27 protein-coding genes are annotated in these 24,318 nt (G+C 68.2%); 16 read left to right on the top strand and 11 right to left on the bottom strand.

The genetic code is table 11. The features are described 5' to 3' along the window. Positions 1-32: 32 nt before the first annotated feature. Both ABD104_RS21875 and ABD104_RS21870 read left to right on the top strand, forming a co-directional pair. Positions 33-338, top strand: coding sequence for a hypothetical protein (locus ABD104_RS21875; RefSeq protein ID WP_087839199.1), 306 nt, complete (start codon positions 33-35; stop codon positions 336-338). A gap of 13 nt (positions 339-351) precedes the next feature. Then, on the top strand, positions 352-1,200 hold the full coding sequence (locus ABD104_RS21870; protein ID WP_087839198.1) for a DODA-type extradiol aromatic ring-opening family dioxygenase: 849 nt from the start codon (positions 352-354) through the stop codon (positions 1,198-1,200). A gap of 28 nt (positions 1,201-1,228) precedes the next feature. On the opposite strand, the gene ABD104_RS21865 is transcribed toward ABD104_RS21870, so the two are convergent. Beyond that, the gene (locus ABD104_RS21865; RefSeq protein ID WP_087839197.1) at positions 1,229-2,680 is read right to left on the bottom strand and encodes a YihY family inner membrane protein; all 1,452 of its coding nucleotides are present in this window, start codon (positions 2,678-2,680) and stop codon (positions 1,229-1,231) included. Between the two features lie 21 nt (positions 2,681-2,701). Between ABD104_RS21865 and wrbA the strand changes: the two genes are divergently transcribed. Genes wrbA through ABD104_RS21850 form a run of 3 tightly spaced genes read left to right on the top strand, consistent with a single transcriptional unit; the run spans position 2,702 to position 5,137 of the window. Continuing rightward, positions 2,702-3,313 (top strand): NAD(P)H:quinone oxidoreductase, encoded by a 612-nt coding sequence (wrbA, locus tag ABD104_RS21860; RefSeq protein ID WP_087839196.1) that lies wholly within the window; start codon positions 2,702-2,704, stop codon positions 3,311-3,313. Beyond that, entirely contained in the window at positions 3,310-3,714 is a 405-nt protein-coding gene (locus ABD104_RS21855; protein ID WP_087839195.1) for a DUF2069 domain-containing protein, read from the top strand. Before wrbA ends, ABD104_RS21855 begins: the two co-directional genes overlap by 4 nt. A gap of 22 nt (positions 3,715-3,736) precedes the next feature. Further along, positions 3,737-5,137, top strand: a complete 1,401-nt coding sequence (locus ABD104_RS21850; RefSeq protein ID WP_087839194.1) for an FAD-binding oxidoreductase — start codon at positions 3,737-3,739, stop codon at positions 5,135-5,137. A gap of 2 nt (positions 5,138-5,139) precedes the next feature. Here the strand turns inward: ABD104_RS21850 and ABD104_RS21845 are convergent, their stop codons facing one another. Next, the gene (locus ABD104_RS21845) at positions 5,140-5,328 is read right to left on the bottom strand and encodes a hypothetical protein (protein WP_087839227.1); all 189 of its coding nucleotides are present in this window, start codon (positions 5,326-5,328) and stop codon (positions 5,140-5,142) included. 11 nt (positions 5,329-5,339) lie between these two features. Beyond that, positions 5,340-6,266, bottom strand: coding sequence for a LysR family transcriptional regulator (locus tag ABD104_RS21840; protein ID WP_132980446.1), 927 nt, complete (start codon positions 6,264-6,266; stop codon positions 5,340-5,342). A 107-nt stretch (positions 6,267-6,373) separates the two neighbouring features. Here ABD104_RS21840 and ABD104_RS21835 point away from each other — a divergent pair, with 107 nt between their 5' ends. The 3 genes from ABD104_RS21835 to ABD104_RS21825 are packed head-to-tail and all read left to right on the top strand — an operon-like array spanning position 6,374 to position 9,058. Further along, a complete protein-coding gene (locus ABD104_RS21835; protein ID WP_343928184.1) occupies positions 6,374-7,234 on the top strand; it encodes a TauD/TfdA dioxygenase family protein in 861 nt (286 codons plus the stop codon). Then, positions 7,227-8,006 (top strand): menaquinone biosynthetic enzyme MqnA/MqnD family protein, encoded by a 780-nt coding sequence (locus ABD104_RS21830; RefSeq protein WP_338615485.1) that lies wholly within the window; start codon positions 7,227-7,229, stop codon positions 8,004-8,006. Before ABD104_RS21835 ends, ABD104_RS21830 begins: the two co-directional genes overlap by 8 nt. 44 nt (positions 8,007-8,050) lie before the next feature. Then, positions 8,051-9,058, top strand: coding sequence for a Bug family tripartite tricarboxylate transporter substrate binding protein (locus ABD104_RS21825; protein WP_343928183.1), 1,008 nt, complete (start codon positions 8,051-8,053; stop codon positions 9,056-9,058). A gap of 35 nt (positions 9,059-9,093) precedes the next feature. Here ABD104_RS21825 and ABD104_RS21820 read toward each other — a convergent pair whose 3' ends face one another. After that, complete coding sequence (locus ABD104_RS21820; protein ID WP_338615487.1) at positions 9,094-9,471, bottom strand: hypothetical protein; 378 nt, start codon at positions 9,469-9,471, stop codon at positions 9,094-9,096. Between the two features lie 75 nt (positions 9,472-9,546). Here ABD104_RS21820 and dusA point away from each other — a divergent pair, with 75 nt between their 5' ends. The 3 genes from dusA (at position 9,547) to ABD104_RS21805 (ending at position 12,244) form a co-directional block, all read left to right on the top strand. After that, positions 9,547-10,560 carry a tRNA dihydrouridine(20/20a) synthase DusA gene (dusA, locus tag ABD104_RS21815; RefSeq protein ID WP_087839188.1) on the top strand — a complete coding sequence of 338 codons (1,014 nt, stop codon included), beginning with the start codon at positions 9,547-9,549 and terminating at the stop codon, positions 10,558-10,560. A gap of 117 nt (positions 10,561-10,677) precedes the next feature. Then, complete coding sequence (locus ABD104_RS21810; RefSeq protein ID WP_087839187.1) at positions 10,678-11,316, top strand: P-loop NTPase family protein; 639 nt, start codon at positions 10,678-10,680, stop codon at positions 11,314-11,316. Positions 11,317-11,377: 61 nt separating this feature from the next. After that, the gene (locus tag ABD104_RS21805) at positions 11,378-12,244 is read left to right on the top strand and encodes an SDR family oxidoreductase (protein ID WP_087839186.1); all 867 of its coding nucleotides are present in this window, start codon (positions 11,378-11,380) and stop codon (positions 12,242-12,244) included. Positions 12,245-12,250: 6 nt separating this feature from the next. Here ABD104_RS21805 and ABD104_RS21800 read toward each other — a convergent pair whose 3' ends face one another. Next, positions 12,251-12,556 (bottom strand): hypothetical protein, encoded by a 306-nt coding sequence (locus tag ABD104_RS21800; protein WP_087839185.1) that lies wholly within the window; start codon positions 12,554-12,556, stop codon positions 12,251-12,253. A gap of 200 nt (positions 12,557-12,756) precedes the next feature. Between ABD104_RS21800 and ABD104_RS21795 the strand changes: the two genes are divergently transcribed. Continuing rightward, a complete protein-coding gene (locus ABD104_RS21795; RefSeq protein WP_087839184.1) occupies positions 12,757-13,434 on the top strand; it encodes an SGNH/GDSL hydrolase family protein in 678 nt (225 codons plus the stop codon). Positions 13,435-13,442: 8 nt separating this feature from the next. Here ABD104_RS21795 and opgC read toward each other — a convergent pair whose 3' ends face one another. Further along, positions 13,443-14,672, bottom strand: coding sequence for an OpgC domain-containing protein (gene opgC, locus ABD104_RS21790; RefSeq protein WP_243724641.1), 1,230 nt, complete (start codon positions 14,670-14,672; stop codon positions 13,443-13,445). Positions 14,673-14,833: 161 nt separating this feature from the next. Between opgC and ABD104_RS21785 the strand changes: the two genes are divergently transcribed. Next, positions 14,834-15,922, top strand: a complete 1,089-nt coding sequence (locus tag ABD104_RS21785) for a porin (RefSeq protein WP_087839182.1) — start codon at positions 14,834-14,836, stop codon at positions 15,920-15,922. Positions 15,923-16,143: 221 nt separating this feature from the next. Further along, entirely contained in the window at positions 16,144-16,629 is a 486-nt protein-coding gene (locus tag ABD104_RS21780) for a MarR family winged helix-turn-helix transcriptional regulator (RefSeq protein ID WP_087839181.1), read from the top strand. Positions 16,630-16,641: 12 nt separating this feature from the next. Here the strand turns inward: ABD104_RS21780 and ABD104_RS21775 are convergent, their stop codons facing one another. The 5 genes from ABD104_RS21775 to ABD104_RS21755 form a co-directional block, all read right to left on the bottom strand. After that, the gene (locus tag ABD104_RS21775) at positions 16,642-17,616 is read right to left on the bottom strand and encodes a lysylphosphatidylglycerol synthase domain-containing protein (RefSeq protein WP_087839180.1); all 975 of its coding nucleotides are present in this window, start codon (positions 17,614-17,616) and stop codon (positions 16,642-16,644) included. Further along, positions 17,591-18,862 carry a cardiolipin synthase ClsB gene (gene clsB, locus ABD104_RS21770; RefSeq protein ID WP_087839179.1) on the bottom strand — a complete coding sequence of 424 codons (1,272 nt, stop codon included), beginning with the start codon at positions 18,860-18,862 and terminating at the stop codon, positions 17,591-17,593. The genes ABD104_RS21775 and clsB overlap by 26 nt, the downstream gene beginning before the upstream one ends. Then, positions 18,859-19,647: an endonuclease/exonuclease/phosphatase family protein gene (locus tag ABD104_RS21765; protein ID WP_087839178.1), complete on the bottom strand. Its 789-nt coding sequence runs from the start codon at positions 19,645-19,647 to the stop codon at positions 18,859-18,861. Before ABD104_RS21765 ends, clsB begins: the two co-directional genes overlap by 4 nt. A 57-nt stretch (positions 19,648-19,704) precedes the next feature. Continuing rightward, positions 19,705-21,219 (bottom strand): glucose-6-phosphate dehydrogenase, encoded by a 1,515-nt coding sequence (zwf, locus tag ABD104_RS21760; RefSeq protein ID WP_243724640.1) that lies wholly within the window; start codon positions 21,217-21,219, stop codon positions 19,705-19,707. Positions 21,220-21,315: 96 nt separating this feature from the next. Further along, positions 21,316-22,254 carry a LysR family transcriptional regulator gene (locus ABD104_RS21755; RefSeq protein ID WP_087839176.1) on the bottom strand — a complete coding sequence of 313 codons (939 nt, stop codon included), beginning with the start codon at positions 22,252-22,254 and terminating at the stop codon, positions 21,316-21,318. A gap of 174 nt (positions 22,255-22,428) precedes the next feature. On the opposite strand from ABD104_RS21755, the gene ABD104_RS21750 reads away from it, so the two are divergent. Together ABD104_RS21750 and ABD104_RS21745 are read left to right on the top strand one after the other, a co-directional pair. Continuing rightward, positions 22,429-23,397: a Bug family tripartite tricarboxylate transporter substrate binding protein gene (locus ABD104_RS21750; protein WP_087839175.1), complete on the top strand. Its 969-nt coding sequence runs from the start codon at positions 22,429-22,431 to the stop codon at positions 23,395-23,397. A 176-nt stretch (positions 23,398-23,573) separates the two neighbouring features. Beyond that, a complete protein-coding gene (locus ABD104_RS21745; protein WP_087839174.1) occupies positions 23,574-24,275 on the top strand; it encodes a 4-carboxy-4-hydroxy-2-oxoadipate aldolase/oxaloacetate decarboxylase in 702 nt (233 codons plus the stop codon). Positions 24,276-24,318 lie beyond the last annotated feature (43 nt).

The raw sequence follows: 24,318 nt of genomic DNA, 5'->3' as shown, positions 1-24,318 counted from the left end.
GACTTATCGTTTCCAACGAACAAGGAGCCGACATGGGAATCCGAGACACCGACAAGACCCTGCCATCGAACCGCATGGTGTTCGAACTGCGGCGCGACGAGCAGAAATACCTCGCGTTCAAGCAGGACATCGAGGCATCCATGACCGCATACGCCCTTTCGGAAGAAGAAAAGCGCGCCTGGCGCGACATGGACATCGAGGCGCTGGGCGCCATGGGCGTGCATCCCTATTTCCTGCCGCAGATATCGCGGCTTTTCAAGGGCGGCTCGCGCAACCACAACGACAGCGACGCGGCGCGCCTGTACGCCGAGAAGATGGGCATCGCGTCGCAGGACTGATCCGGAGAAGAACATGGCAAAGATCGTCGCAACCCTGGGCGTGGCCCACGCCCCCGGCGTCACCGGCTGGATAGACAAGGCGCCCCAGCACGAGCAGGACGGCGTCCTGGCCGGCTACGCGCAGTTCCAGAAACTGATGGACGAAGTGCGGCCCGACGTGGTCATAGGCATCGCCAACGACCACCTGTTGAATTTCTCGCTCGACAACATTCCCGACTTCTGCGTGGGCATAGGCGAACAATGGGCCGGCCCCGCGCCCTGGTTCCGCGACTGGCTGAACGTACCGGACTACACGGTGCGCGGCCACCGCGACCTGGGCCGCGCACTGGTGCGCGAATCGGCCAAGGCGGGCATCAACCACGCGTTCGCCGACAAACTGTTGTTCGACGACAACTGGTCGGTGCCGCTCAAGTTCCTGTTCCCGCGCTACGACGTGCGTTTCGTCCCCATCCACATGAACCCCATCGTGCCGCCGGTGCCGACCGCGGCGCACTGCTATGCCGTGGGCGAAACCATCGCGCGCATCGTCCAGGCCTTCCCGTCCGACGAACGAGTGGTGATCATGGGCACGGGCGGTCTCTCGCACGATCCCGGCGGCAAGGACTACTTCACGGTGCACGAGGAATTCGACCGCTGGTTCCTGGCGCTGATGGAGGAAGGCAACGCCGACCGGGTCAAGCGCGAGCTGACCTTCGAGAAACTGCTGACGGGCGGGGATGGCGGCGCGGGGGAACTGCTGGCCTGGGTGGTCGCCATGGGCGCGGCCGCGGTATGCGGCAACGCCCGGGCGGAAACGGTGTTCTACGTGCCGTCGGTACCCATGCGCTGCGGCATGGGCGGCGTGTACTGGCGGCTGGAATGACGGCGCGGCGGGCGCAGGCCGCACCGGGTCAGGACGCGCGCAGGCGGCGCAGCCGCTCCTCCTGGACGCCCTCGGCCGCCTCTTCGCCGGCCTCGGCTTCCTGTTCCTCCCGGTCCGGCTCCAGTTCCAGCTCTCGATCCAGGGCCAGTTCCGCCTCGACATCCTCGGGGCGCTGTTTCAGGGCCTCGGCGATGGTGACCGAGCCGCTTTCCCAGGCGGCGTTCACCGCGTGCAGCAACATCGGGTCGTCGGCCAGCGGCGCCCGGTCCAGCAGCAGCCGGTCCACCACGGGCGCCAGGGTGGCCACGGTGGGATCGCAGACCATGGCCCAGCGTTCGCGGGCGGCGCCGGCATCGCCGATGCGGGCGATGTAGCCGATGCTGGACAAGGTGTCGAGCACCACCATCAATTCGTCGTGATGCAGGTTCAGCCTGCTGCGCAGCGCCAAGGTGCTCAGGCCCGGTGGATTGCGGTCGCGCACCGAGGACAACGCGCGCAGGATGGACAAGGCATCCACGAACGGCCGCCCCGGGCGCCGGACGGTCTCCCAGCGTCCCATCCGGATCAGCGGCAGGCTGGCCGCCAGCGTGGCGCCGAACAAGGTCACCAGCCACGACAGGTAGATCCACATCAGGAAGATAGGCAGCGTGGCGAAGGCGCCGTACAGCACGGTGTAGGTGGGAAAGCGCGTCAGGTAGAACGCGAAGCCGGACTTCATGATTTCCAGCACGATGGCCGCCGCGAAACCGCCCGTCATCGCGTCGCGTGCCTCGACGTGCCGGTTGGGCACCACCATGAACAGCGCGCCGAAGGCCAGGCCCGTCAATATCAGCGGAATGAAGGACAGCAGCACGCCGATGGGCGCCGGCACGTCGCCCACCAGGCCCATGGATTCGCGCGCCAGGAAGGACGTGGCCCACAGGCTGGCGCCGATCAGCACCGGCCCCAGCGTGAGCGTGGCCCAGTAGATCAGCACCCGCTGCGGCAGCGGCCTGCCCTTGCGCACGTGCCAGATCTCGTTCAGCGCCTTGTCGATGGTCAGCATCAGCGAGACGGCCGTGATCATCAGGAAGATGCCGCCCACGGCGGTCAGCCGGCTCGCCTTCTGCGCGAACTGGTTCAGGTATTCCATGATGTTGTCCGCCACCGCCGGCGGCATCAGGTTGCTGATCAGGAACGCCTCCAGCGCGCCCTGGAACTCGCGGAACAGCGGAAACGCGGTAAACAGGGCCAGCGCCACCGCCAGCAGCGGCACCATCGACAGCACCGAGGTGAAGGTCAGGCTGGAGGCGACCTGGGTGATGCGCTCGTCGGCCGCGCGCTGCAATGCGAACCGCAGGAGCCGCCCCACGCGCACGGGCCAGGATTCGTTGGCGAGCAGGCTGCGGCGCAGCGCGATCGCGCGCGCCTGGATGGAAGCGGCGCCCGAAGGCGGTGGCGGCGTGGAAGAAGTAGCGGGCGCGGGAGCTTTCTGGACCATGTCGAGAGATAATACGGACCTATGGATATTCTGATCTTGTACTACAGCCGGCACGGCGCGACACGCCAGTTGGCCGAGCACATCGCGCTGGGCGTGGAACGCGTACCCGGCGCGCGGGCACGGCTGCGCACGGTTCCGCCGGTCTCGGCCGTGTGCGAGGCCACGGCCCCCGCCATTCCCGACAGCGGTCCTCCCTACGTCGAACCGGCGGACCTGGAAGAATGCGCGGGCCTGGCGCTGGGATCGCCCACCCGCTTCGGCAACATGGCCGCGCCCATGAAGCACTTCATCGACCATACCACCCAGCAGTGGCTGGCGGGAAGCCTGGCGGGCAAGCCGGCAGCGGTCTTCACGTCCACCGGCTCCATGCACGGCGGCCAGGAAAGCACGCTGCTCAGCATGATGCTGCCGCTGCTTCATCACGGCATGCTGCTGGTGGGCCTGCCCTTCACCGAGCCCGCGCTGATGGCCACGCGCCATGGCGGCTCGCCCTATGGCGCCTCGCACGTGGCCGGGGTCGACAACAGCCTGCCCATGCAGCGCGACGAAACCCAACTGGCCGAAGCCCTGGGCACGCGCCTGGCCCGCACCGCCCTCGAACTCCACACCGGCCGGCAGGCCCGCACCCGATGAACGCTCCCTCCGTCGACCTCAACCCGCGGCTGCGCCTGGTCGCCTCGATCTCGCTGCTGGCCCTGATCGTGCTGTGCATCGCCTGGGAAACCGTGCTGGCGCCCCTGCGGCCCGGCTCGCTGCTGGCGCTCAAGGCATTGCCGCTGCTGCTGCCGCTGCGCGGCGTGCTGCGCGGCAACCTGTACACCTACCAATGGGCATCGATGCTGATCCTGCTGTATTTCATGGAAGGCGTGGTGCGCGCGACCACCGATCCAGCTCCGTCCGCGCACGTGGCCTGGGCCGAGGTCGCGCTGACCACGGTCTTCTTCTGGTGCGCCATCCTGTACGTGCGCCCGGCCAAGCGCGCCGCGCAGGCCGCCCGCAAGGCCGCCAAGGCGGCGGACAAACAGGCGGGCTGACCGCCGCCAAGGAGACACCGGCATGGACCTGCTGACCGAGCTCACGAACCTGCTGGGGGCCGGCCAGGTCTTGACCGGGCCGGACGCCGCGCCCTTCCTGACCGACTGGCGCGGCCGCTATACCGGCGCCGCGCTGGCGGTCGTCCGCCCCGGCACGACCGACGAGGTCGCGCGCGTCGTGCGCCTGTGCCGCCGCCACGCCGTTCCCATCGTCCCTCAAGGCGGCAACACCGGTCTGGCGGGTGGCGCCACGCCCGACGCCGGAGGCCGCGCGGTGGTCGTGTCGACGCGGCGCCTGGACCGGCTGCGCGCCCTCGACATCGACGACGACACCATCACCGTCGAAGCCGGCTGCGTGCTCCAGGCGGTACAGGACTGGGCGCGCGAGGCCGGCCGTCTCTACCCGCTCAGCCTGGCCTCGGAAGGCAGCTGCACGGTGGGAGGCAACCTGGCCACCAATGCCGGCGGCACCCAGGTCCTGCGCTACGGCAACGCACGCGAACTGGCCCTGGGGCTGGAAGTGGTCACCGCCCAGGGCGAGATCTGGGACGGCCTGCGCGGCCTGCGCAAGGACAACACCGGCTACGACCTGCGCGACCTGTACATAGGCAGCGAAGGCACGCTCGGCATCATCACCGCCGCCACCCTGCGGCTCTATCCCCTGCCCGTGGCGCAATGCACGGCCCTGGTCGCCCTGCCCTCGCTGGAAACCGCGGTCGCGCTGCTGGCCCTGGCCCGCTCGGGATTCGGCGCGGCGCTGACCGGCTTCGAAGTCATGTCGCATGCCAGCCTGGACGTGGTGACGCGCGCCTTCCCCGACCAGAAACTGCCGCTCGGCCCCACGCCCTGGTACGCGCTGCTAGAGGTATCCGACAGCGAAAGCGCCGAACACGCCCAGGAACGCTTTCACGCGGTCCTGCAGCGGGCGCTGGAGCAGGGCCTGGCCCAGGACGCCGCGGTTGCGGCCAGCCTCGCGCAAAGCCGTGCGCTGTGGCACCTGCGCGAAAGCATCTCGGCCGCCCAGTCCTGGGAGGGCAAGAACATCAAGCACGACATCTCGGTCCCGGCCTCTCGCATCCCCGCCTTCGTGGCCGCGACCGACGCGCTGCTGCAGGCGGCCATCCCCGGCGTGCGCCACATCACCTTCGGCCACCTGGGCGACGGCAACCTGCACTACAACGTCAGCCGGCCGCCCGCCATGGCCGAGCCCGACTTCCTGCTGCGCCAGGACGAGATCTATCGCCTGGTGCACGACAGCGTGCACGCGCACGGCGGGTCGATCAGCGCGGAACACGGCATCGGCCAGCTCAAGCGCGGCGAACTGGCCCGCTACAAGAGCGCGGTGGCCCTGGACCTGATGCGCCGGATCAAGCAGGCGCTGGATCCCGACGGCCTGATGAACCCGGGCAAGGTCCTGCCCTAAGCCTACGGCCCGGTGCGCCTGGCGCCGCCGCCGCGCTGGCGCTGCGAGGTCTGGTTGCCGCCGGTCCCGATCTGGTCGGTATGCCCGTCCTTCTTGGTGCGATTCTGCGTATCGCCATGGCTGCGCTGCTGCTCGCGCGGCTGGTCGTCCGCCTGGCGGGGACTGGGCGGGGATGCGGGATGATTCGGCATGGCGAACTCCTTCACGAGAAGGCCGGCAAGCCGCAACTTTCGTGCCGCGCCCAGGGCGGCAGCGGCGTGAATTCATTCCTGAGCCAGGACAGCAGGGCCTGCACCCGGCCCAGGTGGGCCCGGCTGTGGGGCACCAGGGCCCGGATCCAGTATTCGGGAATGGCGAAGTCCTCCAGCACCCGGACCAGTTCGCCCCGGCCCAGCGCGCCGTCGACGATGTAGGCCGACAGGATCGTGATGCCATTGCCCCGCAGCACCGAATTGAGCAACACGTGTCCGTCGTTGGTGCTCAGGCGCGGCGTCACCTCGACCGCGATCGGCCCGTTCGGCCCCTGGAAAGTCCAGACCGGCCCCGTGGGCTGGAAATTCAATAGTGCGTGCCGCGCCAGATCCGTGGGATGGGCGGGACGGCCGCGCGCGGCCAGATAGGACGGCGCCGCCACCGCCATGCGCGGCAGCGGGCACAGTCCGGCCTCGAGCACGCTGTCGTACGAGGCCGGCAGCATGCCGACCACGATGTCGAAGCCTTCCTGGATAGGGTTCACGGGCCGGTCGATCACCACCACGTCCATGCTGAGCTTGGGATGGACCTCCAGGAAACGCCCCAGCGCATCGCCCAGGCACGTGGCGGTCAACGACGTCGGCACCTTGATGCGCAGGTGGCCCTCCAGTTCGTGCGCATGGCCCAGCGCGCTGCCGAACGCGTCCTCGACGTCGTGGACGATACGCCGGGCCACGGGTAGCAGGCGCTGGCCTTCGTCGGTCAGGGCCAGGCGGCGGGTGCTGCGCTCGAACAACCGGGTTCGGGCGCGCCATTCGAGCTGGTCGATGCGCTTGGTCACCACGGAGGCGGCGATGCCCAACTGGCGCGCCGCCTTGGAGAAGCTGCCGGCCTGCGCCACGGCGATGAAGGTCCGGAAATTGACGATGGTGTCCATGACCTCTCTGTTTTCGCGAACAATGATCGCGCTTTTTGGTGGATTCTATAGAAATAGAATGAGGATTAAGGTGGCGGCACGTCAAGAACTTTTCCGGAGACCCCGCCATGCCGCTTGCCTTGCGCCCCCTCCACCCCGACGTGGGAGTGGAAATCCTGGGTTGCGACCTCAGCCAACCCCTGGACGACGAGCAGTTCCAGTCGCTGCTGGACGCTTATCACCGCCATTCCGTCGTCGTCGTGCGCGGGCAATCGCTGGCCGCGCCCGCGCAGGCCGGGCTGCTGCGCCGCTTCGGCACGCCCAAGATCTCGCAGCGCAAGGAGTTCCACGTGCCGGGCACGCCCGAGATCGGCCGCGTGGGCAACACCCGGCATCCCGACGGCACGCCGTCGGCCTTCCTGGACCGCTACGGCAACCTGTGGCACAGCGACACGGCCAGCGACCAGCACGTCGACGGGGTCACGATGCTGTACTGCGTGATGACGCCGCAAATCGGCGGCGACACCCTGTTCGCCAGCATGGGCAGGGCCTACGACACGCTGCCGGCGGACCTGAAGGCCCGCATCGACGGCAGGACCGTGGTCCACAACTTCAACCAGCACAACGACTATCTCTTGGCCCGCAACCCCGGCTCGGCCCGGCCCCTGTCGGCAGCCGACCGCGCCAAGTGGCCCGATCGGGAACACGACCTGGTGCAGCGCCATCCGGTAACCGGCCGCCCGCTGTATTTCATCAGCCCGACCCTGGTCCGGGGCATCAGCGGCTATTCCGACGAGGAAGCGCAGCGGCTGTCCGCCGAACTGGTCGCCCACGCGACCCGCCCCGAGGCGGTCTACCGCCACAAATGGCAGGTCGGCGACCTGGTCTTCTGGGACAACCGCGCCTCGCTGCACTCGGCCTCGCCCGCGGACTATCAGGGCGGCCAGCGGCTGATGCATCGCGGCTACGCCTACGTCCACTATGCGTGAGGCCGGCCTGCGCGTCGGGCATTTCCAGTCGGTGCCCTGGATCCCGTTCTACGTCGGCAGCGAGGACTGGCCCGTCCGGCGCGTTCCGTGCGTCTCCAGCACGGTCCTGGCCATGGCGGATGCCGGCCTGCTGGACGCCACGCCCATGGCCACCGTGGACTGGCTGGCGCGCGGCGACCAATGGCCGCGCCTGGGCGGGCTGGGCCTGGCCTACCGCGAGCGCGCGGGCAGCGTGCTGCTGTTCTCGCCGCGCCCCATCCATGAGCTGGACGGCGCGGACATCGCGATCTGCGACGAGACCGCCACGTCGCTGCGGGTGCTGCATGCCATCCTGGCCGACAAGTACGGGCTGCGCATCGGCCGCTGGCGGCGCGGTCTGCCCGCCGACCCATCCATGCCCCGATTGCTGATCCAGGACCAGGCTGTCGAGGAAGCGGCGCGTGGACGTTTCCCACACGTCCACGACCTCGGGCGGGAATGGTGGGAGTGGCAAGGCACCCCGGTGGTCTCGGCGGTGTGGGTACGCCGCCGGGACCTGGCGGACGACGCGCTGGAACCGCTGCGCGCCGGCCTGGCGGCCTCCTTGTCCCGATATGCCAGCCAACCGGACCTGGCCATCGAACGCCATTGCGCGCGCCACGGCGTGGCCTCGGCGCCCGCGGCGCTGCGCGCGCTGCTCGGCAATTTCGAGTTCGAACTGGGCGAGGCCGCCGAAGCGGGCATACGCCGCATGGCCCAGGTCCTGCCCCCCGCCGTGGCCCTGGAAACCTGAGATCCCCGCCCGTCCTTCATCCATCCAAGAACAGGAGACACCCCATGCCCTGCCTTTCGCACCGTTCCGCGCCGCGTCGGCGCACGCTGTTCGCCTTCGCCGTCCTGTCGGGGGGCCTGCTCGCCACGGGAATGGCGCGCGGCGCCGACGCCCCCTGGCCCACCCAGCCGGTCAAGCTCATCGTGGGCTTTCCCGCCGGGACCTCGCCCGACACCGTGGCCCGACTGATCGCCGAGCCGCTGTCGCAGAAGCTGGGCAAGCCGGTCATCGTCGAGAACAAACCCGGCGCCGCCGGCAACATCGGCGTCGACCTGGTGGCGCGCGCCACCGACGGCCATACCTTCGGCGTGACCGCCCACGGTCCGCTGACCACCTCGGCCCTGCTCTATCCCAACCTGCCCTACGACGTCGCCCGGGACCTGCAGCCGCTGTCCCTGGCCGCGGTCAGCCCGCAGATCCTGGTCATCGATCCCAAGCTGCCCTATGCCACGCTGCGCGAGCTGGTGGACGACGCGCGCGCCCACCACAAGGAGATCTCGTACGGGTCGGTGGGTGTGGGTTCGGGCTCGCACCTGACGGGCGAACTGTTCGCGCAGGAAACCGGCATCCGGATGATGCACGTCCCCTACCAGGGCTTCCCGCAGGTCACCATGGCCGTGATGAGCGGACAGATCCAGGCGGGGTTCATGGCGCCCTCGGGGGCCATCGAACAGGCCAAGGCGGGCAAGGTGCGCGTACTGGGCGTCACGTCGGCGCAGCCTTCGCCGCTGGCGCCGGGGGTGCCGACCGTCGCCCAGGCCGCGGGCCTGCCGGGCTTTGCCGCGGAGCTGTGGATAGGCGCCTACGCGCCGCGCGCCACGCCGGCGCCGGTGGCGGCCATGCTGGCGAAAGAGATCAACGCCATCCTGCGGTCGGCCCCGGTGCGGGCCAAGCTGGCGGCGCAGGGCTGGGACGCCACGGGCGGCTCGCCAGCCGAGATGGCGGCGCGCATCGAGACCGACACGCGCCGCTGGGGCGGGGTGATCAAGCGGCTGGGACTCAAGCTGGAATAGCGGCGCGCAGGCGCCGCGGCATTCGCTTTGCCGGCCTACATCCCGCTCGCGCGCCAGGCGCCGTTCTCCTGCTTGCAGAACCAGAACCCCCAGTTCTCCTTCGCCGTTCCCTGCGCGACGTCGGCCGCCAGGAAGCGGCAGGTCTGGCCCTTGCTGGTGCGAGTGGTGTTCTTCGGCGCCAGCGTGACGCTGACGGGCACCTGGCGCGACCGCTCGGCCTTGCTGGTCCAGGTCGCCTGCTGGCCATCGGCCACGTCGTTCAGGACGCGTCCCACCTCGGTCGAGAACGCGGGGGCCTGGGCCTTGGGAATACGCACCAGGATGGACTGGTTCAGGAAGCTGAGATTGGCGGCGTAGGCCGTGCCCGCCGAGGCGGCCAGCAACAGCGTGGCGGCAAGGAATTGCTTGCGCATGAAGGAGATCTCCGGGTCTGGACGTGACGGCAATGATATCGGTTAAGCCGCACGGCGGGTTATGATTGCGGCATTATGCTTTCAAATCAACGACTTGGCGGCTGGGCGCTGTGTGTCGCGCCCATGATCGATTGGACCGACCGCCATTGCCGCTACTTCCACCGGCTGCTGTCCCCGCATGCCCGCCTGTACACCGAGATGATCGCCACCGGCGCGATTCTCTACGGGGACGCGGCCCGGCACCTGGATTTCGACAACAGCGAACATCCGGTCGCGCTGCAATTGGGCGGCAACGAACCGGAGGCCCTGGCGCGCGCGGCCCGGGCCGGCCAGGACTGGGGCTACGACGAAATCAACCTGAACTGCGGCTGTCCGTCGGACCGGGTGCAGAAAGGCGCGTTCGGCGCCTGCCTGATGTCCACGCCGGCGCTGGTGGCCGATTGCGTCAAGGCCATGCGCGACGCGGTCGATATCCCGGTCACGGTCAAGCACCGCATCGGCCTGGACTACGACGAGTCCTACGGCTTCGTGCGCGACTTCGTCGGCACCGTGCACGAGGCGGGCTGCGAGGTCTTCATCGTCCACGCCCGCAACGCCGTGCTCAAGGGCCTGTCGCCCAAGGAAAACCGCGAAATTCCGCCGCTGCGCTACGACGTGGCGCGCCAGCTCAAGCGCGACTTCCCGCGGACCCTGATCGTGCTCAACGGCGGCCTGACGGACCCCGGCGACACGCTGGCGCACGTCGGCCAAGGCGGCGGCGAGCTGGACGGCGTCATGCTCGGGCGCGAGGCCTATCACCGGCCTCGCGTGCTGTCCGAGCTGTCCCGCCGGCTGTGGCCGGAAACCCCCATTCCCGGCGACGAAGCCGTGGTGCGGGCGATGATGGACTACGCCGGCCGGCAGGTGGCCGGCGGAGTGCCGCTGCGCTCGGTGGTCCGCCACATGCTGGGCCTGTTCAACACGCAGGGCGGGGCCCGCCGCTGGCGCCAGATGCTTTCCGACAACCGCCTGCTGGCCGCCAATGATCCCGCCCTGATCGACGCCGCCTGGCAGGTCGTGGCCAACGCGGCCGAACGCCGCGCCGCCTGAGCATCCGGCGCCGAACAACCGCCGCTATCCCCCGTTATTCGCGCTTTCGGCGCGGCCGTGCCCCGTCCATACTGCTGGACAGGTACGGCCCGCGTCCGTGCCCGCCCAGGGGAGGTCATGGCCCAGATCGTATGCGTGCTGGGAAACAAGGGAGGTACCGGCAAGACCACGCTGTCGCACATGATCTCGCACGGCATGGCGCTGCTGGGCAAGCGCGTGGTGTGCGTGCTGACCGATCTCGAGCGTGAACGCCTGTCCAAGGAAAACCGGCTCTACCTGCCTTTCGACGCGCGCGACGCCGGCAACCTGGCCAAGGTCGTCGCCACGCTGAACGACGTGGGCGACTGGTTCGGCGTCATCGACGGTGGCGGCAACCGTTCGGACACCGACAGCCATCTCGCGAACCTGGCCGATCTGGTCCTGCTGCCCTTCCGCGACTCTCACGAAGACATGCGCACCGTGCTGCGCGACCTGGAGTGGATGCCGCGCGCCTGGGGGCTGCCCTCGCAATGGCCGGCGGACCCGGCGGCCCATCGCATGGCGCAGGCCGCTACCGACGAGCTGCTGGGCGCCTTCGGCCATCGGCTGCTGGACCCTATCCCCCACCTCGCGGCAACCAAGCTGTTGCTGCAGGACCGCATCCCGGCCACGCTTCCCTGGCAGCTCACCAATGCCTGCGTGGAGCTGGCCATGCAGGTGTTCGAACTGCTGGACATTCAGTACGAAAGTCCGGAGGCCTTCGCCGCGCCGCGGTAGAAGCCGCGGCACGCAAGTTGCTGGACTCGTCGGCCCGTTTCTTTTTCATGGGAGAACGACGATGCCAGGCAAATCCAATCCGCAGACCCTGCCCCCTCAGCAGCAACCCCGGCAACCCGGCATGCAGGAAGACATGCATCCGGAGCCCAGGACGACACGGCCGGACTACCGGGCCTCGGGCAAGCTGGAGGGCCGCTGCGCCATCGTCACCGGCGGCGACAGCGGCATCGGGCGCGCCGTGGCGGTGGCCTTCGCCAAGGAAGGCGCGGACATCCTCTTCACCTACCTGGACGAGACCGCCGACGCCGAGGAAACCCGCCGGCTGGTGACCCAGGCCGGACGCCGTTGCGTGGGAATGGCGGGGGACATCGGCAGCGAATCGCACTGCCGGGAAGTCGTGCGGCGCGCAATGGAAGAGCTCGGCCGCATCGACGTCCTCGTGAACAATGCCGGCGAACAACATCCGCGCAGGGCCTTGGAAGACATCGACAGCGCCCAGCTGGAACGGACCTTCCGCACGAATTTCTTCGGCATGTTCAACCTGACCCGGGAAGCCCTCGCGCACATGATGTCCGGCGGTGCCATCATCAACACCACGTCCGTCACCGCCTATCGCGGCAGTTCGCATCTGATCGACTACGCCGCCACCAAGGGAGCGATCGTCGCCTTCACCCGTTCACTGTCGTCGGCCGTGGTCGAGCGTGGCATCCGCGTCAACGCGGTGGCGCCCGGGCCGATCTGGACCCCGCTGATCCCCGCCTCGTTCAGTGCCGAGGAGGTCTCGACCTTCGGGTCCAAGGTTCCCATGAAGCGGCCCGGCCAGCCGGAGGAAGTGGCTCCCTGCTACGTATTCCTCGCGTCGGACGACGCCAGCTACATGACTGGCCAGGTGCTGCACCCCAACGGTGGGGAAATCATCAACGGCTAGACCGTATCAGCGCGCGCTGGCGAACATGTTCATCAGCGCGTCGAAGCTGCTGGCGCCGCGGGTGGAAAAGACGAAGCACTCCCCGTCGTGGTACTCCGAGGCGCGCATGCTCTCGGCCAGGCGCTCGGCGTCCTCGATGGCCTCGTTCCAGGTACCGCGTATCAACGGGCAGTATTTGAGCCGGCTGTCGAGCATGTCCTTGCCGGAGCGGGCCTTCACCTCGACATAACCCCGGAACTGTCCCTCCGGCAGATCGTGCACCCGGGACTTCAGGAAATATTGAACGGCGGCGTGTTCGACGACTTGGTTCATGGCTGGCCTCCGAGAGTCCGTCTTTCGATCCTAGACCATTGGAGTGCAGGATTTACGAAGAGGTCCGCCGCGCTATCAAAAGTTTACATTCGTGCCATTCTTGTGGCGACTGGCACCACATCGGCAACAAATTCGAGGCCGCAGGCGCGCGGCTGCCGGTATGATGGATGTTTCGTCGCCGCGTTGTTCCCGCACGCCCCATGAGGTCTCGCCTTGCCGTTTTCGCCCTGTTGCTCGCGGCGGGCAGCGCCTGCGCGGCCGATCCGGCGGACAGCGCGCCGGCCGTGCCCGATACGCAGTGGGCGGCCAGCTTCGCCGCGTTCGATCAGGCCGACCGCCTGCATGCGCCGGCTCCCGGCGGCATCCTGTTCATAGGCAGTTCGTCCATACGCCTGTGGAACGATCTGGAAACCCGGTTCAAGGATCTCCCCGTCCTCAAGCGCGGCTTCGGCGGTTCGCGCATGATCGACTGCGCCCGCCACCTGACGCGGCTGGTCGTTCCCTACCAGCCCCGCATCGTCCTCGTCTACGCCGGCGACAACGACCTGGCCGAGGGCCGGTCGCCCGGCCAGATCCTGGACAGCTTCAAGGTCTTCGTCGAAGGCGTGCGCCATGCCCTGCCCGATACCCGGATCGCCTACATCTCGATCAAGCCGAGCCCGGCGCGCTACTCGCTGATTCCGCAGGCACGCGCCACCAACGCGCTCATCAAGGCCTACACGCAAAGCGTGCCCAACGCCGACTACATCGATGTCTTCACCCCCATGCTGACGTCCGAGGGCATGCCCAGGGCCGAGCTGTTCCGCGACGACGCCTTGCATCTGAACGACGCCGGCTACGCGCTCTGGACGTCGGTCATCGCGAGCCACGTGCGCTAGGCGCGTCCCTAGCCCTGCCCCGCCTCCACGCTCAGCGTCGTCCCTGAGCCGCCCGTACGCGCCGCCGGCGCCGCCCGCCGGCCCTGCCCGGACCTCGGCCCCGAGCCGAACATGCGCACCAGCCGGGCCACGGCGTACATGGCGGCGATGCTGAGCGCGAACATCAGCGGATCGAACCACGGCGGCCTGCCCGGATGGCTTTCGCCCACCACGGCCAGCGCCACCAGGACGATGACCAGATGGGCGCAGAAGACCGGCAGCGACGCGGCGCCCAGCGTTTCCAGCAGCCGCAGGCGGGGCAGATGACGGGTCAGCCAGCCGCCGTAGTGCAGCAGCACCACGACCAGCGCCAGGAAGTCGAGCAGCCGCAGCGGCCCGACGTGCCACTTGTCGAACCACAGGTTGAGCGGATCGTTCTGGGGAAAAGGTTCCAGCCCGGTCATGTGGCGCCAGACGAAGAACAGTATCGCGATACCCACCGCTGCCTTGACCAGCCATGACGGGAAGACGATGCGGCGCTCGGACGGCACCCGCGCATGGTAGGCCCCCAGGCACAGGCCCAGCACCCACAGCAGTTGCCAGGCGAAGGTCTCGAAGGAGCCGGTCTCGCGGAACGGCACCGGCAGGCCGGTCGCCGCCACCAGCGCGTCGTACAGCACGCGCGACAGGCCGAACTGGGCGGCGCCCCACAGCGCGATGCTGGCCGCCATCACGGTTTTCCATCCCCCTTGCAGGACATGGCTCAGGATCCACGGGCTCGCCAGCATGAAGACGATGTAGACCGGCAGGATATCCAGCAGCGGCGGGTTGTAGATCATCAACAGTCCGGTCCATAGGCCGGTCAGCGGCGCATGCAGATAGAACGACATGAGGTTGTTCGCGGCCGGCTGGTGGAATTTCATGCCCAGCGCGGCAATGACCGTGAACAGGAAGAGCAGGCACGCCGCCTGGCACGCGTAGATAACCAATGCGCGCCGCAGGAACGCGCGGCGCATCGCGGGAATGCCGTCGCGCACGGCGCGCTGGGTGTACACCAGCCCGGCCATGTACGCAGACAGGAAGACGAAGCCTTCCGCGGCCGAGACAAAGCCGAAAGGCTGGCCCGCGGGTATCGCGAACCAGGTAGGCAGATGCGTGGAAGTCATCAGGACCAGCATCAATCCGCGCAGCGCGTCCAGTTCCCAACGGCGGGACGAAACGGGCGGCGGAGCGGGAGCGAAGTTGGAAGTGGTGGACACGGGCGAGGCGGACGCAATCTGGGTCGAGTGTGCATGGACAACATGGAATGCGAACAATTCGTGCTTGTTGCAATCCGATACGGGTAAGCCCCTAATTACTTAACAAAATTAATATTTATCATTGTTAAACAAATCAAACCCGGAAACAGGGAAGGAGACACATGAAACGCATCCTGCTGGCCAGCGCCCTCGGACTGGCCGCCACCGGCGCGCACGCGCAGAACGTCACGCTGTACGGCATTCTCGACACGGGCATCGAATACGTGAACCACGCCAACGCGCAAGGCGACGCGACCTGGCGCATGCCGAGCAACACCGGCGGGCTCATGCCCTCGCGCTGGGGCCTGCGCGGCACGGAAGACCTGGGCAACGGCCTGAAGGCGCTCTTCACCCTGGAGAGCGGCTTCGGCGTGGATACCGGGGTATCGGGCCAGGGCGGCCGCCTGTTCGGCCGCGCGGCGTGGGTCGGGCTGTCGGGCAACTGGGGCACGGTCACGCTGGGCCGCCAGTCCAACATGACCTTCTACGCCCTGCTCGACTCCGACGTCATGGGGCCCGCGGTGTACGGCCTGGGGTCGCTCGACAACTACATCCCCAACACGCGGTCGGACAACGCGATCGGCTATCGCGGCACGTTCTCGGGCCTGACCGTCGGCGCCACCTACAGCTTCGGCCGCGATGCCGCGGCCACCGGCGGTCCGGCCGCCACCAATTGCGCGGGCGAGGTTCCCGGCGACCGCAAGGCCTGCCGCCAGGTCACCGCGCTGCTCAAGTACGACATGGGTCCGGGCGGCATCGCCGCCGCCTACGACCAGATGCGCGGCGGCACCGGCGCCGCCGGCGGCCTCTCCAGCAGCGACACGTCCGACACCCGCACCCTGCTCAACGGCTACTACCGCTTCGGCGACCTGAAGATCGGCGGCGGCTGGATCGGCCGCATCACGCGCGCGGCCACCCGCTCGGAGGCCAACCTGTACTACCTGGGCGTCACGTATGCCCTGTCGTCGGCGTGGACCCTGGACGGCCAGGTGGCCCGCCTGAAGAACAAGACCACCGACGCCCGCTCCACGCTGGCCACGGTGCGCGCAACCTATTCGCTCTCCAAGCGCACGGCGGTCTACGGCCTGGTGGGCTACATGGACAACAACAAAAACGCCAACCTCTCGGTCAGCGGCGGTCAGGCCTTGGCTGGTCTTCCCAACGGCCTGAACCAGACCGGCGTCATGCTGGGCATGCGGCACAGCTTCTGAAGTCCGGGCGGCGCGCAGCCGCCCCGTGTGGTATGTTGTGGCACTGGACCGGGCCGCCCTCGCGGCGGCCTTTTTTTTGCCGCCGGGCCGCCCCCCAAGCAAAAAGCGCCCCCTCGGAGGGCAGCGCCGCCGCGTAGCGGCAAGCGTGGGGGCATTTCTTGCCGCCGGGCCGCCCCGAGGAAAGCCCCCGCGCCCCCGCATCGACTCGCACTCGCCACCACATGCCCAAGACCTCGCCGCGCACCACCACCACGCCGCGACCGGCCAAATCCGACCTGGACCAATCCCGACTCTCCCACCTGCTGGGCTTCCAGACCTCGCTCGCGCACGTCAAGCTGCAAAAGGCCTTCTTCTCGCACATGAAGGACCTGGACCTGCGACCCGTGGAGTTCGCCATCCTGGTGCTGCTGGCCCACAACGACAAGGCCAACCAGCAGAACCTGTGCCGCAGCCTGTCGCTGTCCGCGCCGCGCCTGGCGCTGGTCCTGGACCGGCTCCAAGAGCGCGGACTGCTGTCGCGCGAGCGTAGCGACACCGACCGGCGTGCCCATCACGTGGTGCTGACTCCGGAAGGCCGCCGGCTGGCGCTCGAGGCCGAGCGACTGTCGCACGGCATGGAAGAAACCGTCCTGGCGCCGCTGTCCCAAGGGGAACGGCAGATACTGGGCGAACTGCTGGCCAAGATCGTGCGCGGCGCGCGCGCCTAGCCCTGGCGGCAGCTACCGGCGCGCCCGGGCTTCCAGCACGGCGTATGCGGCCACCGCTGGCACCAGCGGGCACAGGTAGTAGATCGCGCGATACGCCAGCAGCGCGGCCAGGATCTCGTAGGGAGGCAGCGCGCCTGCCAGCAGCGTCAGGAACACGGCCTCCAGCACGCCCAGTCCCGCCGGCACATGCGTCAGCGCCCCGGCCACCGCGCTCAGCAACATCACGCCCAGGATGGTGGGATAGTCGACCCGCCCCCCGATGAAGAGATGGATGATCCATCCCATGATCAGCCAGTTGGCGATCGACATTCCGCCCTGCACGAGCGCCATCCGCCATCCCGGCCACTCGATGGGCACTCCCTTCAGCGTGAAACGGCGGCGTCCCACCCCGGCGCACATCGCCGCATACCCGGCCACCAGCGCCCAGCATGCCACGCCCAGCACGGGCAGCAGGCCCGCCGGTATCCCCCAGCGCGGCGGCACATGCACCGCGCCTGCAAGCAGCAGGGCTCCCAGCAGGATCAGGTAGCCCAGCCAGTTGCTCAATACGCTCAGCGCATAGATCTTGGTGATGTCGGGCGCCGCCAGCCCCAGGCGGGAATACAGCCGGTAGCGAAAGGCGATGCCGCCGATCAGCGCTCCCATGTTCAGGGTGAAGGCATAGCAGATTCCCGCCACCACCGCGACCTGGGCCGGACGCAACGGGCTGCCCACGTAGCGCCTGCCGAGCTGGTCGAAACCGCCGAACAGGAGATGGCTGACCATGGTCAGGCCAGCCGCCGCGGCCAGGGTCCACCCCGTGTAGGCCTTGAGCGCTTGCAGCACCTTGCTCCAGTCGATCTTGGTGACCTGTTCGGCCAGCAGCAGCACCACCACGGCGATGAAGAGCAGCGTGAGCGCGTGCCGGCCCCACCACCACCACGAGCGGCGGCGGCTTCGGGTGCGGGACGGTGTGCAGCTTCTATCCGGTTTGGCGAGAGTGGGCATCGGGTGGCTCGGCCTGGCCCCGCGGGGGCGCCTCGACCTTCTCCAGTTTGGGGGTGTGCGCGGGCAGCCAACCCGCCCAGGCGGGAAAGCGCCGCAGGAAATGGAAGGCCAGGAACGACGCCGCCGCCCGCCATATCGGCCGCCGGTGCGACGCAACGGCCTTCACTTCGCGGCAATGCCTGCTGACCAGCGTATCCAGCCGCTCGCGCAACACCTGGTTGAACCGCTGGTCGCGGATGACGAGATTGGCTTCGAGGTTCAACGACAGGCTCAGCGGATCGAGATTGCTCGACCCCACGGTGGACCAGTCGTCATCGGCCACGGCCACCTTGCCATGCAGCGGCCGCTCGCAATACTCATAGATCTTCACGCCGGCATCCAGCAGGTAGTCGTGCAGCATGCGCGCGCCCACCTTGACGATGGGCATGTCGGGCTCTCCTTGCAGGATCAACCGCACGCGCACGCCGCGGCGCGCGGCATGGCGCAGGTCGCGCAGCAGGCGGTAGCCGGGAAAGAAATACGCGTTGGCGATCGTCAGGTCGCGGCGGGCCGCACGGATGGCGATGCGGTAGTGCTGCTCGATGTCCGTCCGGTGCGCATCGTTGTCGCGCACCACGAACAGGCATTCCGCGTCGCCGGCGCGTTCGGCATCCGTGCCCGGCCGGGCGTCCGGGTGGCCGCGCCTGACCTCTCCCGTGCGCACGAAGCTGCGCAGGCGCGCGACGATGGGGCCACGCACCTCGATGGCATAGTCCTGTTTGGCGCTCGGGCCGAAATCCGCCAGATGATCGGCCGAGAAATTGATGCCGCCGACGAAGGCCGTCTCGCCGTCGACGATCAGCAGCTTGCGATGCATGCGCCGGAAGACATTGGTGCGCATGCCCAGCAGCTTGGGACGCGGGTCGAACACGCGGAAATGCACGCCGGCTGCGATCAGGTCCGCCAGGAACGCCTCCGACAGGTCCACCGAACCGTAGCCGTCCACCAGCACGGATACGAAGACGCCGCGCCTGGCGGCATCCAGCAGCACCTCGCGCAGCGCCAGTCCGACCTTGTCCTCGAACAGGATGAAGGTCTCGAGCAGCACCTCGCGGCGGGCCCCTCGGATGACCTCGAACACGCGGGGAAAGAAGGCTTCGCCGTTCTCCAGCAGCGACACCGCGTTGCCCGGCATCCATTGCGTGCTGGCGGGGGGCCGGCGCGGGCCGCGCTGGCGGCCGCCGCTGCCACGGGCCGGCCCGCTCATAGCACGATCTCCGCCGCCAGTGGCGCGTGGTCCGACAGCGACGTCCAGGGCCGGCGCCCCAGGGGCATGGGCCAGTGGTCGCGCGCGCCGCGCACGTAGATCCGATCGAGCGGCAGCACCGGATACCACGCGGGAAAGGTGGGCACCAGCCGCCCGCTCGCGTGGGCGTGCACCTCGCGCAAACCTGCGCAGCCGTTCAGCACCCTGCCTGCGCGGCGGCGCCAGTCATTGAAATCGCCGGCCACCACCAGCGGCGCGTCGGCGGGAATCTCCTTCTCCACCAGGTGGCACAGCAGTTGCAACTGGCGCACGCGATGGCGCTCCTGCAACCCGAGATGGACGCATATCGCGTGGATGTCTGCTGTCGTGCCGGGCGCCCGGACCACGCAATGCAAGAGGCCGCGCCGCTCCGGCCCGCTGATGGAAACGTCGCGGTTCTCGTAGTGGACGATGGGAAACTTGGACAGCACCGCGTTGCCATGGTGGCCGTCCGGATAAACGGCGTTGCGTCCATAGGCGAAGTCCGTCCAGATGGTGTCCGCCAGGAATTCGTACTGGGGGGTCGCGGGCCAATCGGCGAACCGCAGCGAATGGCGGGCATGCGTGCCCAGCACTTCCTGCAGGAACACCATGTCGGCCGACACGCTGCGCACCGCCTCCCGCAGGTCATGCAGGATGAAGCGGCGATTGAAAAAATTGAATCCCTTGTGGACATTCACGGTCAGGACGCGGAACGTCAGCCCGTCCGGGCCGCCTTGCCTCTTGCCATCGATCTCGGTGTTCATGCGGCCCGCTGCCGCAAGAAGCGTTCCCGCCCCGTGCGAGCCTCTTTTTAGCGGACCCTAGTCCAGCGACAGCCATTGCCGCCCGTCGCGGGCCAGCAGCACGTCGGCCTGCACGGGCCCCTGGCTGCCGGCGCGGTAGGGATGGATCTCGCCGCCGTCCTCCCAGGCCTGCAGGAACGGCATGACCGCCTCCCAGCCCAGTTCGATGTCGGCGGCGCGCTGGAACAGGGTCGCGTCGCCCACCATGCAGTCGTAGATCAGGGTCTCGTAGCCCGAGCTGTGCCCCGTCATGAAATGATCCGCGTAGCGGAAATCCATGCTGACGGGCGCGATGCGTATCTTCGATCCCGGCACCTTGGCCTTCATGTGGAAGAACAGCCCTTCGTCGGGCTGGATCTGCAGCACCAGGGAGTTGGAGGGCGGCTTTTCCTGCGCGTTCTGGCGGAACAGCGCATGGCCGGCATCCTTGAAGGCAATGACGATCTGCGTCTGGCGCCGCGCCAGCGCCTTGCCGGTGCGCAGGTAGAACGGCACGCCTCCCCAGCGCCAGTTGTCGATACCCAGTTTGAGGGCCACGTAGGTCTCGGTCCGGCTATCCGGAGCGACGCCCTCTTCCTCGCGATAGCCGCGCATGGGCTGGCCGCCCACCAGGCCCGCGCGGTACTGTCCGCGCACGCTGTTCTGCAGCGCCTCGGCCGGCGTCTGGATACGGATGGCGTCCAGCAGCTTTTCCTTCTCGGTGCGCACGGCGTCGGCATCGAAGGAGTTGGGCGGCTCCATCGCCACCATGGCCAGCAGCTGGAACAGGTGGTTGGGCACCATGTCGCGCAGTGCTCCGGTCTGCTCGTAGAACTGCGACCGCCGCTCCACGCCTATCGCCTCGGCCGCCGTGATCTGGACATGATCGATGTACAGCCGGTTCCAGTTGCTTTCGAACACGCTGTTGGCAAAGCGGGAAACCAGGATGTTCTGCACCGTCTCCTTGCCCAGGAAATGGTCGATGCGGAAGATCTGGTTCTCGTGCACGACCCGCGTCAGCTGCTTGTTCAGCTCGCGCGCCGAGGGCAGGTCGCGGCCGAACGGCTTCTCGATCACCACGCGGCGCCAGCGGCCGTGTCCCTGCTTCAACAGTCCGGCATCGTGCAGGTGGCGCGCGATGGACTGGAAGAACGTGGGCGCGGTGGCGAAATAGAAGATGACGCCGCCCGGCTCGGGCGCCAGCATCGTGGCGAGCTGGGCGTAGGTCTGCTCGCCCTCGAAATCGCCCATCAGGAAGGACGTGCGGCCCATCAGCCAGTCCCAGGCCTGGACGTCGAAGCTGGCCGAGGCCTGCCCGCCCCGCGAGGCGACGACCTGGTCCATGGAATGCTTCAATCCGCGCCGGAACTCGTCGTCGTCCAGCTTGCGGTGGCCGACGCCGATCACGCGGAAATCGGAATTCAGCAGGTTGAAGCGCGCCAGGTTGTACAGCGCCGGCACCAGCAGGCGGCCGGTCATGTCGCCGGTCGCGCCGAAGATGACCAGGGTACAACGCGGGGCAGGCTGCAACGCCATCGGCGCCTGCCTGTTCATCGGGGAATCCATCGCTTGCCGCCTCCAGGACATGGCCCGATTATGGCGGCGGCGATGCGGCGTCGCAACACGGCCGGGCCGCGCGCTCACATCTGGTCACGCCCTGCCCCGGGCCGCGTCGCGCTGCCCGTCGCCCGCCAGGATGCCGCCCTGGATGCGCTTGCGGATCAGGTCGATGGTGGCCTGGGCCAGGCGCGTCAGCGGCCGCTGCGACACCGTCGCGATCACCAGCTGGCTGGTCAGCGACGGCGAGACGATGCGGGACGCGTGCAGGTTCGGACGATGGGCGCGGCCGTAGATGGCGTTGCGCGACAGGACCGCGTAGCCCATGCCCCGGTCCACCAGGTCCAGCAGGGATTCGATCGCATCCACCTCCAGCGAGACCGACAAGGGCACGCCCAGGCGCGCGCACTGCACGTCCAGCAGATTGCGGATGGCGTTGGGCTGCCCCGGCGTGATCAACGGGTAATTCGCCAGCTCGCGCATCTTGACGCTGGCCGGCATGGGTTTGCCGTCCAGTCCCCGGCTGCCGATCAGATAGAGGTCCTCGGACCACACATGCTCGTAGGCCGCCTGCTGCGTAACGGGCGGGTTGTACAACAGCGCGAAATCCAGGCGGCCCAGCAGCAGCCACTCGTACATGGACACCGTCAGGGCCTCGACCACGCCCAGCGAGGCCCGCGGGAACTCGGCACGGAAATCGCTGACCAGGTCCACCGTCAGCGACTTGCCGACGCTGGGGGGCATGCCGACCACGACCTTGCCGGCCGGCGAGCCGCGCAGGTCCTCGATCTCCTGCCTGGCCAGGCGCACCTGGTGCAGGATGCCGCGGCCCCGCTCCAGCAGCCGCTTGCCGGCGTCGGTGGGTATGACGCCCCGGCCATTGCGTTCGAGCAGGTGCTCCTTGAGTTCGACCTCGAGCTGCCGGACGTGGCGGCTGACCACGGGTTGCGATAGATTGAGGGTGATCGCGGCCCGGGTGACGCTGCCGAACTCGACGACCCGGACGAAGCACTCGAGTTGTTTCAAGTCCATGGAAAGCCCCGATTCATGTTTTTTAAGCATAACAGCTAGTTCTGATTTGTGGTTTCCAATGGGGATTTCCGGGTCAAAATGGCAAGCTGACTGGATGGCGTCCGTGGCGCCATCCATGACCAGAAGGCGGGCAGGCGACCCGTCGCCACCCCCTCCAACGATTTGAGGACGACAATGATCCGTACCCTGCTCGCGCGCCTGTGTCTCGGCGCCACCGCCACCCTGGTCGCCGCCGGCGCCCAGGCCCAGGAATTCCCCACCAAGCCGCTGCGCCTGATCGTGCCCTTCGGGCCCGGCGGCGTGGCCGACGTCACCGCCCGCATCGTCGCCCAGGGCCTGGCCGAGAAGTTCGGCAAGCCGGTCGTGGTCGAGAACATGCCCAGCGCCGGCGGCATCACCGGCGCCGTCACCGTAACGCGCGCGACGCCCGACGGACACACGCTCTTCCTGGTCAGCAACCAGCAGGCCGTCAGCCCGTCGCTGTTCAAGTCGCTGCCCTACGATCCGGTCAAGCAGCTCGCCATGGTCTCCATGGTCGGCTCGTTCGACATCGTCATGGCCGTGGACCAGAGCAGCCCGCTGCACACCGTCGCCGACGCCATCGCCGCGGCCAAGAAGGACCCGCAGCACTTCAACCTGGGCACCATCGGCGTCGGCAGCACCCAGCACCTGTCGGCCGAGATGTTCCGCTCCATGGCCGGCCTGGACGTCCCCACCATTCCGTTCAAGTCCAGCGGCGAGGTCCTGAGCGCCGTCAAGGGCAAGAGCGTGCAGGTCATGTTCGAGACGGTGCCTGCCGTCATCGGCAACATCAAGGGCGGCAGCCTGCGCGTGCTGGGCGTGGGCTCGGTCAAGCGCGGCCAGTTGTTCCCCGACACCCCGACCATCGCCGAAACCGTGCCGGGCTACACGGCCGTATCGTGGAACGGCTTCGCCGCGCCCGCCGGCACGCCGCCCGCCATCGTCGACAAGCTGAACGCCGCCGTGCGCGAAGTGGTCAAGGATCCGGCCATCAACAAGAAGCTGGTCGAGGTCGGCATGATTCCGCAGACGAACACGCCCAAGGAATTCCAGGACTTCCTGGTGGCCGAGATCGCGAAGTGGAGCAAGGTGATCGATACGGCAAAAATAGAAAAACAATAGTCCCCCCCCTACGCGCTTACGCGCGCCCCCCAGGGGGCGAAACTGGCGGACCGGCGGAGCCGGATCCGCGGTTTCCTGGGGTACCAATGGGCTGGCGATGACTGGCGTTTTGTTGGCAGGGCTGGCTGGTAGTGGTGGACACGATGCGACGTGTTGCTTAACGGTTGGAGAAAAGAATGCTGGGTGTAGTCGTACGAAAGAAGCCGGCGCTGCCCGAGGGCGCGGCGGAGAAGCTGGCTGCGCAGGGCGTGGCCACGGTGCATGAGGCCCAGGGGCGCAGCGTCGGCCTGATGCGGCCTTATATGCGTCCGATCTACGCGGGCGCGTCGATTGCCGGGCCGGCGGTGACGGTGCTGGCGCAACCGGGCGACAACTGGATGCTGCACGTCGCGGTCGAGCAGTGCTCGCCGGGCGACATCCTGGTCGTGGCCTGCACCACCGAGAACGCCGACGGCATGTTCGGCGACCTGCTCGCCACCTCGCTCAAGGCGCGCGGCGTGCGCGGCCTGGTGATCGATGCCGGCGTGCGCGACGTGGCCACCCTGACCGCGATGGGCTTCCCCGTCTGGTCCAAGGCCATCAATGCCCGCGGCACCGTCAAGGCCACCATCGGCTCGGTCAACGTGCCCATTGTCTGCGGCGGCGCGCTGGTCCATCCCGGCGATGCCATCGTGGCCGACGACGACGGCGTGGCCATCGTGCCCAACGCCCAGGTCGCCACCGTCATCCAGAAGGCCGACAAGCGCGTGCAGGAAGAGGAAGGCAAGCGCGCCCGCCTGGCCGCCGGCGAGCTCGGCCTGGACATCTACAACATGCGACCCAGGCTGGCCGAGGCCGGCCTGCGCTATGTCGACTCGCTGGACGAACTGAACGGCTGAGACCGCCCCTTGGGGGAGACCCGTCTCCAACAGACCTCGCCGC

Origin of the sequence: Pigmentiphaga daeguensis (genome assembly GCF_039523035.1) — a bacterium.
In the GTDB taxonomy this organism is placed as follows: domain Bacteria; phylum Pseudomonadota; class Gammaproteobacteria; order Burkholderiales; family Burkholderiaceae_B; genus Pigmentiphaga; species Pigmentiphaga daeguensis.
Note: the sequence above shows the minus strand (reverse complement) of the source record. Positions and strands in the feature narration are given on the sequence as shown.

What these genes read in the sequence shown, in the direction of transcription:
- ABD104_RS21875 (WP_087839199.1), top strand. Translation starts at nt 33, where the DNA reads ATGGGAATCCGAGACACCGACAAGACCCTGCCATCGAACCGCATGGTG.
- ABD104_RS21870 (WP_087839198.1), top strand. Translation starts at nt 352, where the DNA reads ATGGCAAAGATCGTCGCAACCCTGGGCGTGGCCCACGCCCCCGGCGTC.
- ABD104_RS21865 (WP_087839197.1), bottom strand. Translation starts at nt 2,680, where the DNA reads ATGGTCCAGAAAGCTCCCGCGCCCGCTACTTCTTCCACGCCGCCACCG.
- wrbA (WP_087839196.1), top strand. Translation starts at nt 2,702, where the DNA reads ATGGATATTCTGATCTTGTACTACAGCCGGCACGGCGCGACACGCCAG.
- ABD104_RS21855 (WP_087839195.1), top strand. Translation starts at nt 3,310, where the DNA reads ATGAACGCTCCCTCCGTCGACCTCAACCCGCGGCTGCGCCTGGTCGCC.
- ABD104_RS21850 (WP_087839194.1), top strand. Translation starts at nt 3,737, where the DNA reads ATGGACCTGCTGACCGAGCTCACGAACCTGCTGGGGGCCGGCCAGGTC.
- ABD104_RS21845 (WP_087839227.1), bottom strand. Translation starts at nt 5,328, where the DNA reads ATGCCGAATCATCCCGCATCCCCGCCCAGTCCCCGCCAGGCGGACGAC.
- ABD104_RS21840 (WP_132980446.1), bottom strand. Translation starts at nt 6,266, where the DNA reads ATGGACACCATCGTCAATTTCCGGACCTTCATCGCCGTGGCGCAGGCC.
- ABD104_RS21835 (WP_343928184.1), top strand. Translation starts at nt 6,374, where the DNA reads ATGCCGCTTGCCTTGCGCCCCCTCCACCCCGACGTGGGAGTGGAAATC.
- ABD104_RS21830 (WP_338615485.1), top strand. Translation starts at nt 7,227, where the DNA reads ATGCGTGAGGCCGGCCTGCGCGTCGGGCATTTCCAGTCGGTGCCCTGG.
- ABD104_RS21825 (WP_343928183.1), top strand. Translation starts at nt 8,051, where the DNA reads ATGCCCTGCCTTTCGCACCGTTCCGCGCCGCGTCGGCGCACGCTGTTC.
- ABD104_RS21820 (WP_338615487.1), bottom strand. Translation starts at nt 9,471, where the DNA reads ATGCGCAAGCAATTCCTTGCCGCCACGCTGTTGCTGGCCGCCTCGGCG.
- dusA (WP_087839188.1), top strand. Translation starts at nt 9,547, where the DNA reads ATGCTTTCAAATCAACGACTTGGCGGCTGGGCGCTGTGTGTCGCGCCC.
- ABD104_RS21810 (WP_087839187.1), top strand. Translation starts at nt 10,678, where the DNA reads ATGGCCCAGATCGTATGCGTGCTGGGAAACAAGGGAGGTACCGGCAAG.
- ABD104_RS21805 (WP_087839186.1), top strand. Translation starts at nt 11,378, where the DNA reads ATGCCAGGCAAATCCAATCCGCAGACCCTGCCCCCTCAGCAGCAACCC.
- ABD104_RS21800 (WP_087839185.1), bottom strand. Translation starts at nt 12,556, where the DNA reads ATGAACCAAGTCGTCGAACACGCCGCCGTTCAATATTTCCTGAAGTCC.
- ABD104_RS21795 (WP_087839184.1), top strand. Translation starts at nt 12,757, where the DNA reads ATGAGGTCTCGCCTTGCCGTTTTCGCCCTGTTGCTCGCGGCGGGCAGC.
- ABD104_RS21785 (WP_087839182.1), top strand. Translation starts at nt 14,834, where the DNA reads ATGAAACGCATCCTGCTGGCCAGCGCCCTCGGACTGGCCGCCACCGGC.
- ABD104_RS21780 (WP_087839181.1), top strand. Translation starts at nt 16,144, where the DNA reads ATGCCCAAGACCTCGCCGCGCACCACCACCACGCCGCGACCGGCCAAA.
- ABD104_RS21775 (WP_087839180.1), bottom strand. Translation starts at nt 17,616, where the DNA reads ATGCCCACTCTCGCCAAACCGGATAGAAGCTGCACACCGTCCCGCACC.
- clsB (WP_087839179.1), bottom strand. Translation starts at nt 18,862, where the DNA reads ATGAGCGGGCCGGCCCGTGGCAGCGGCGGCCGCCAGCGCGGCCCGCGC.
- ABD104_RS21765 (WP_087839178.1), bottom strand. Translation starts at nt 19,647, where the DNA reads ATGAACACCGAGATCGATGGCAAGAGGCAAGGCGGCCCGGACGGGCTG.
- zwf (WP_243724640.1), bottom strand. Translation starts at nt 21,219, where the DNA reads ATGAACAGGCAGGCGCCGATGGCGTTGCAGCCTGCCCCGCGTTGTACC.
- ABD104_RS21755 (WP_087839176.1), bottom strand. Translation starts at nt 22,254, where the DNA reads ATGGACTTGAAACAACTCGAGTGCTTCGTCCGGGTCGTCGAGTTCGGC.
- ABD104_RS21750 (WP_087839175.1), top strand. Translation starts at nt 22,429, where the DNA reads ATGATCCGTACCCTGCTCGCGCGCCTGTGTCTCGGCGCCACCGCCACC.
- ABD104_RS21745 (WP_087839174.1), top strand. Translation starts at nt 23,574, where the DNA reads ATGCTGGGTGTAGTCGTACGAAAGAAGCCGGCGCTGCCCGAGGGCGCG.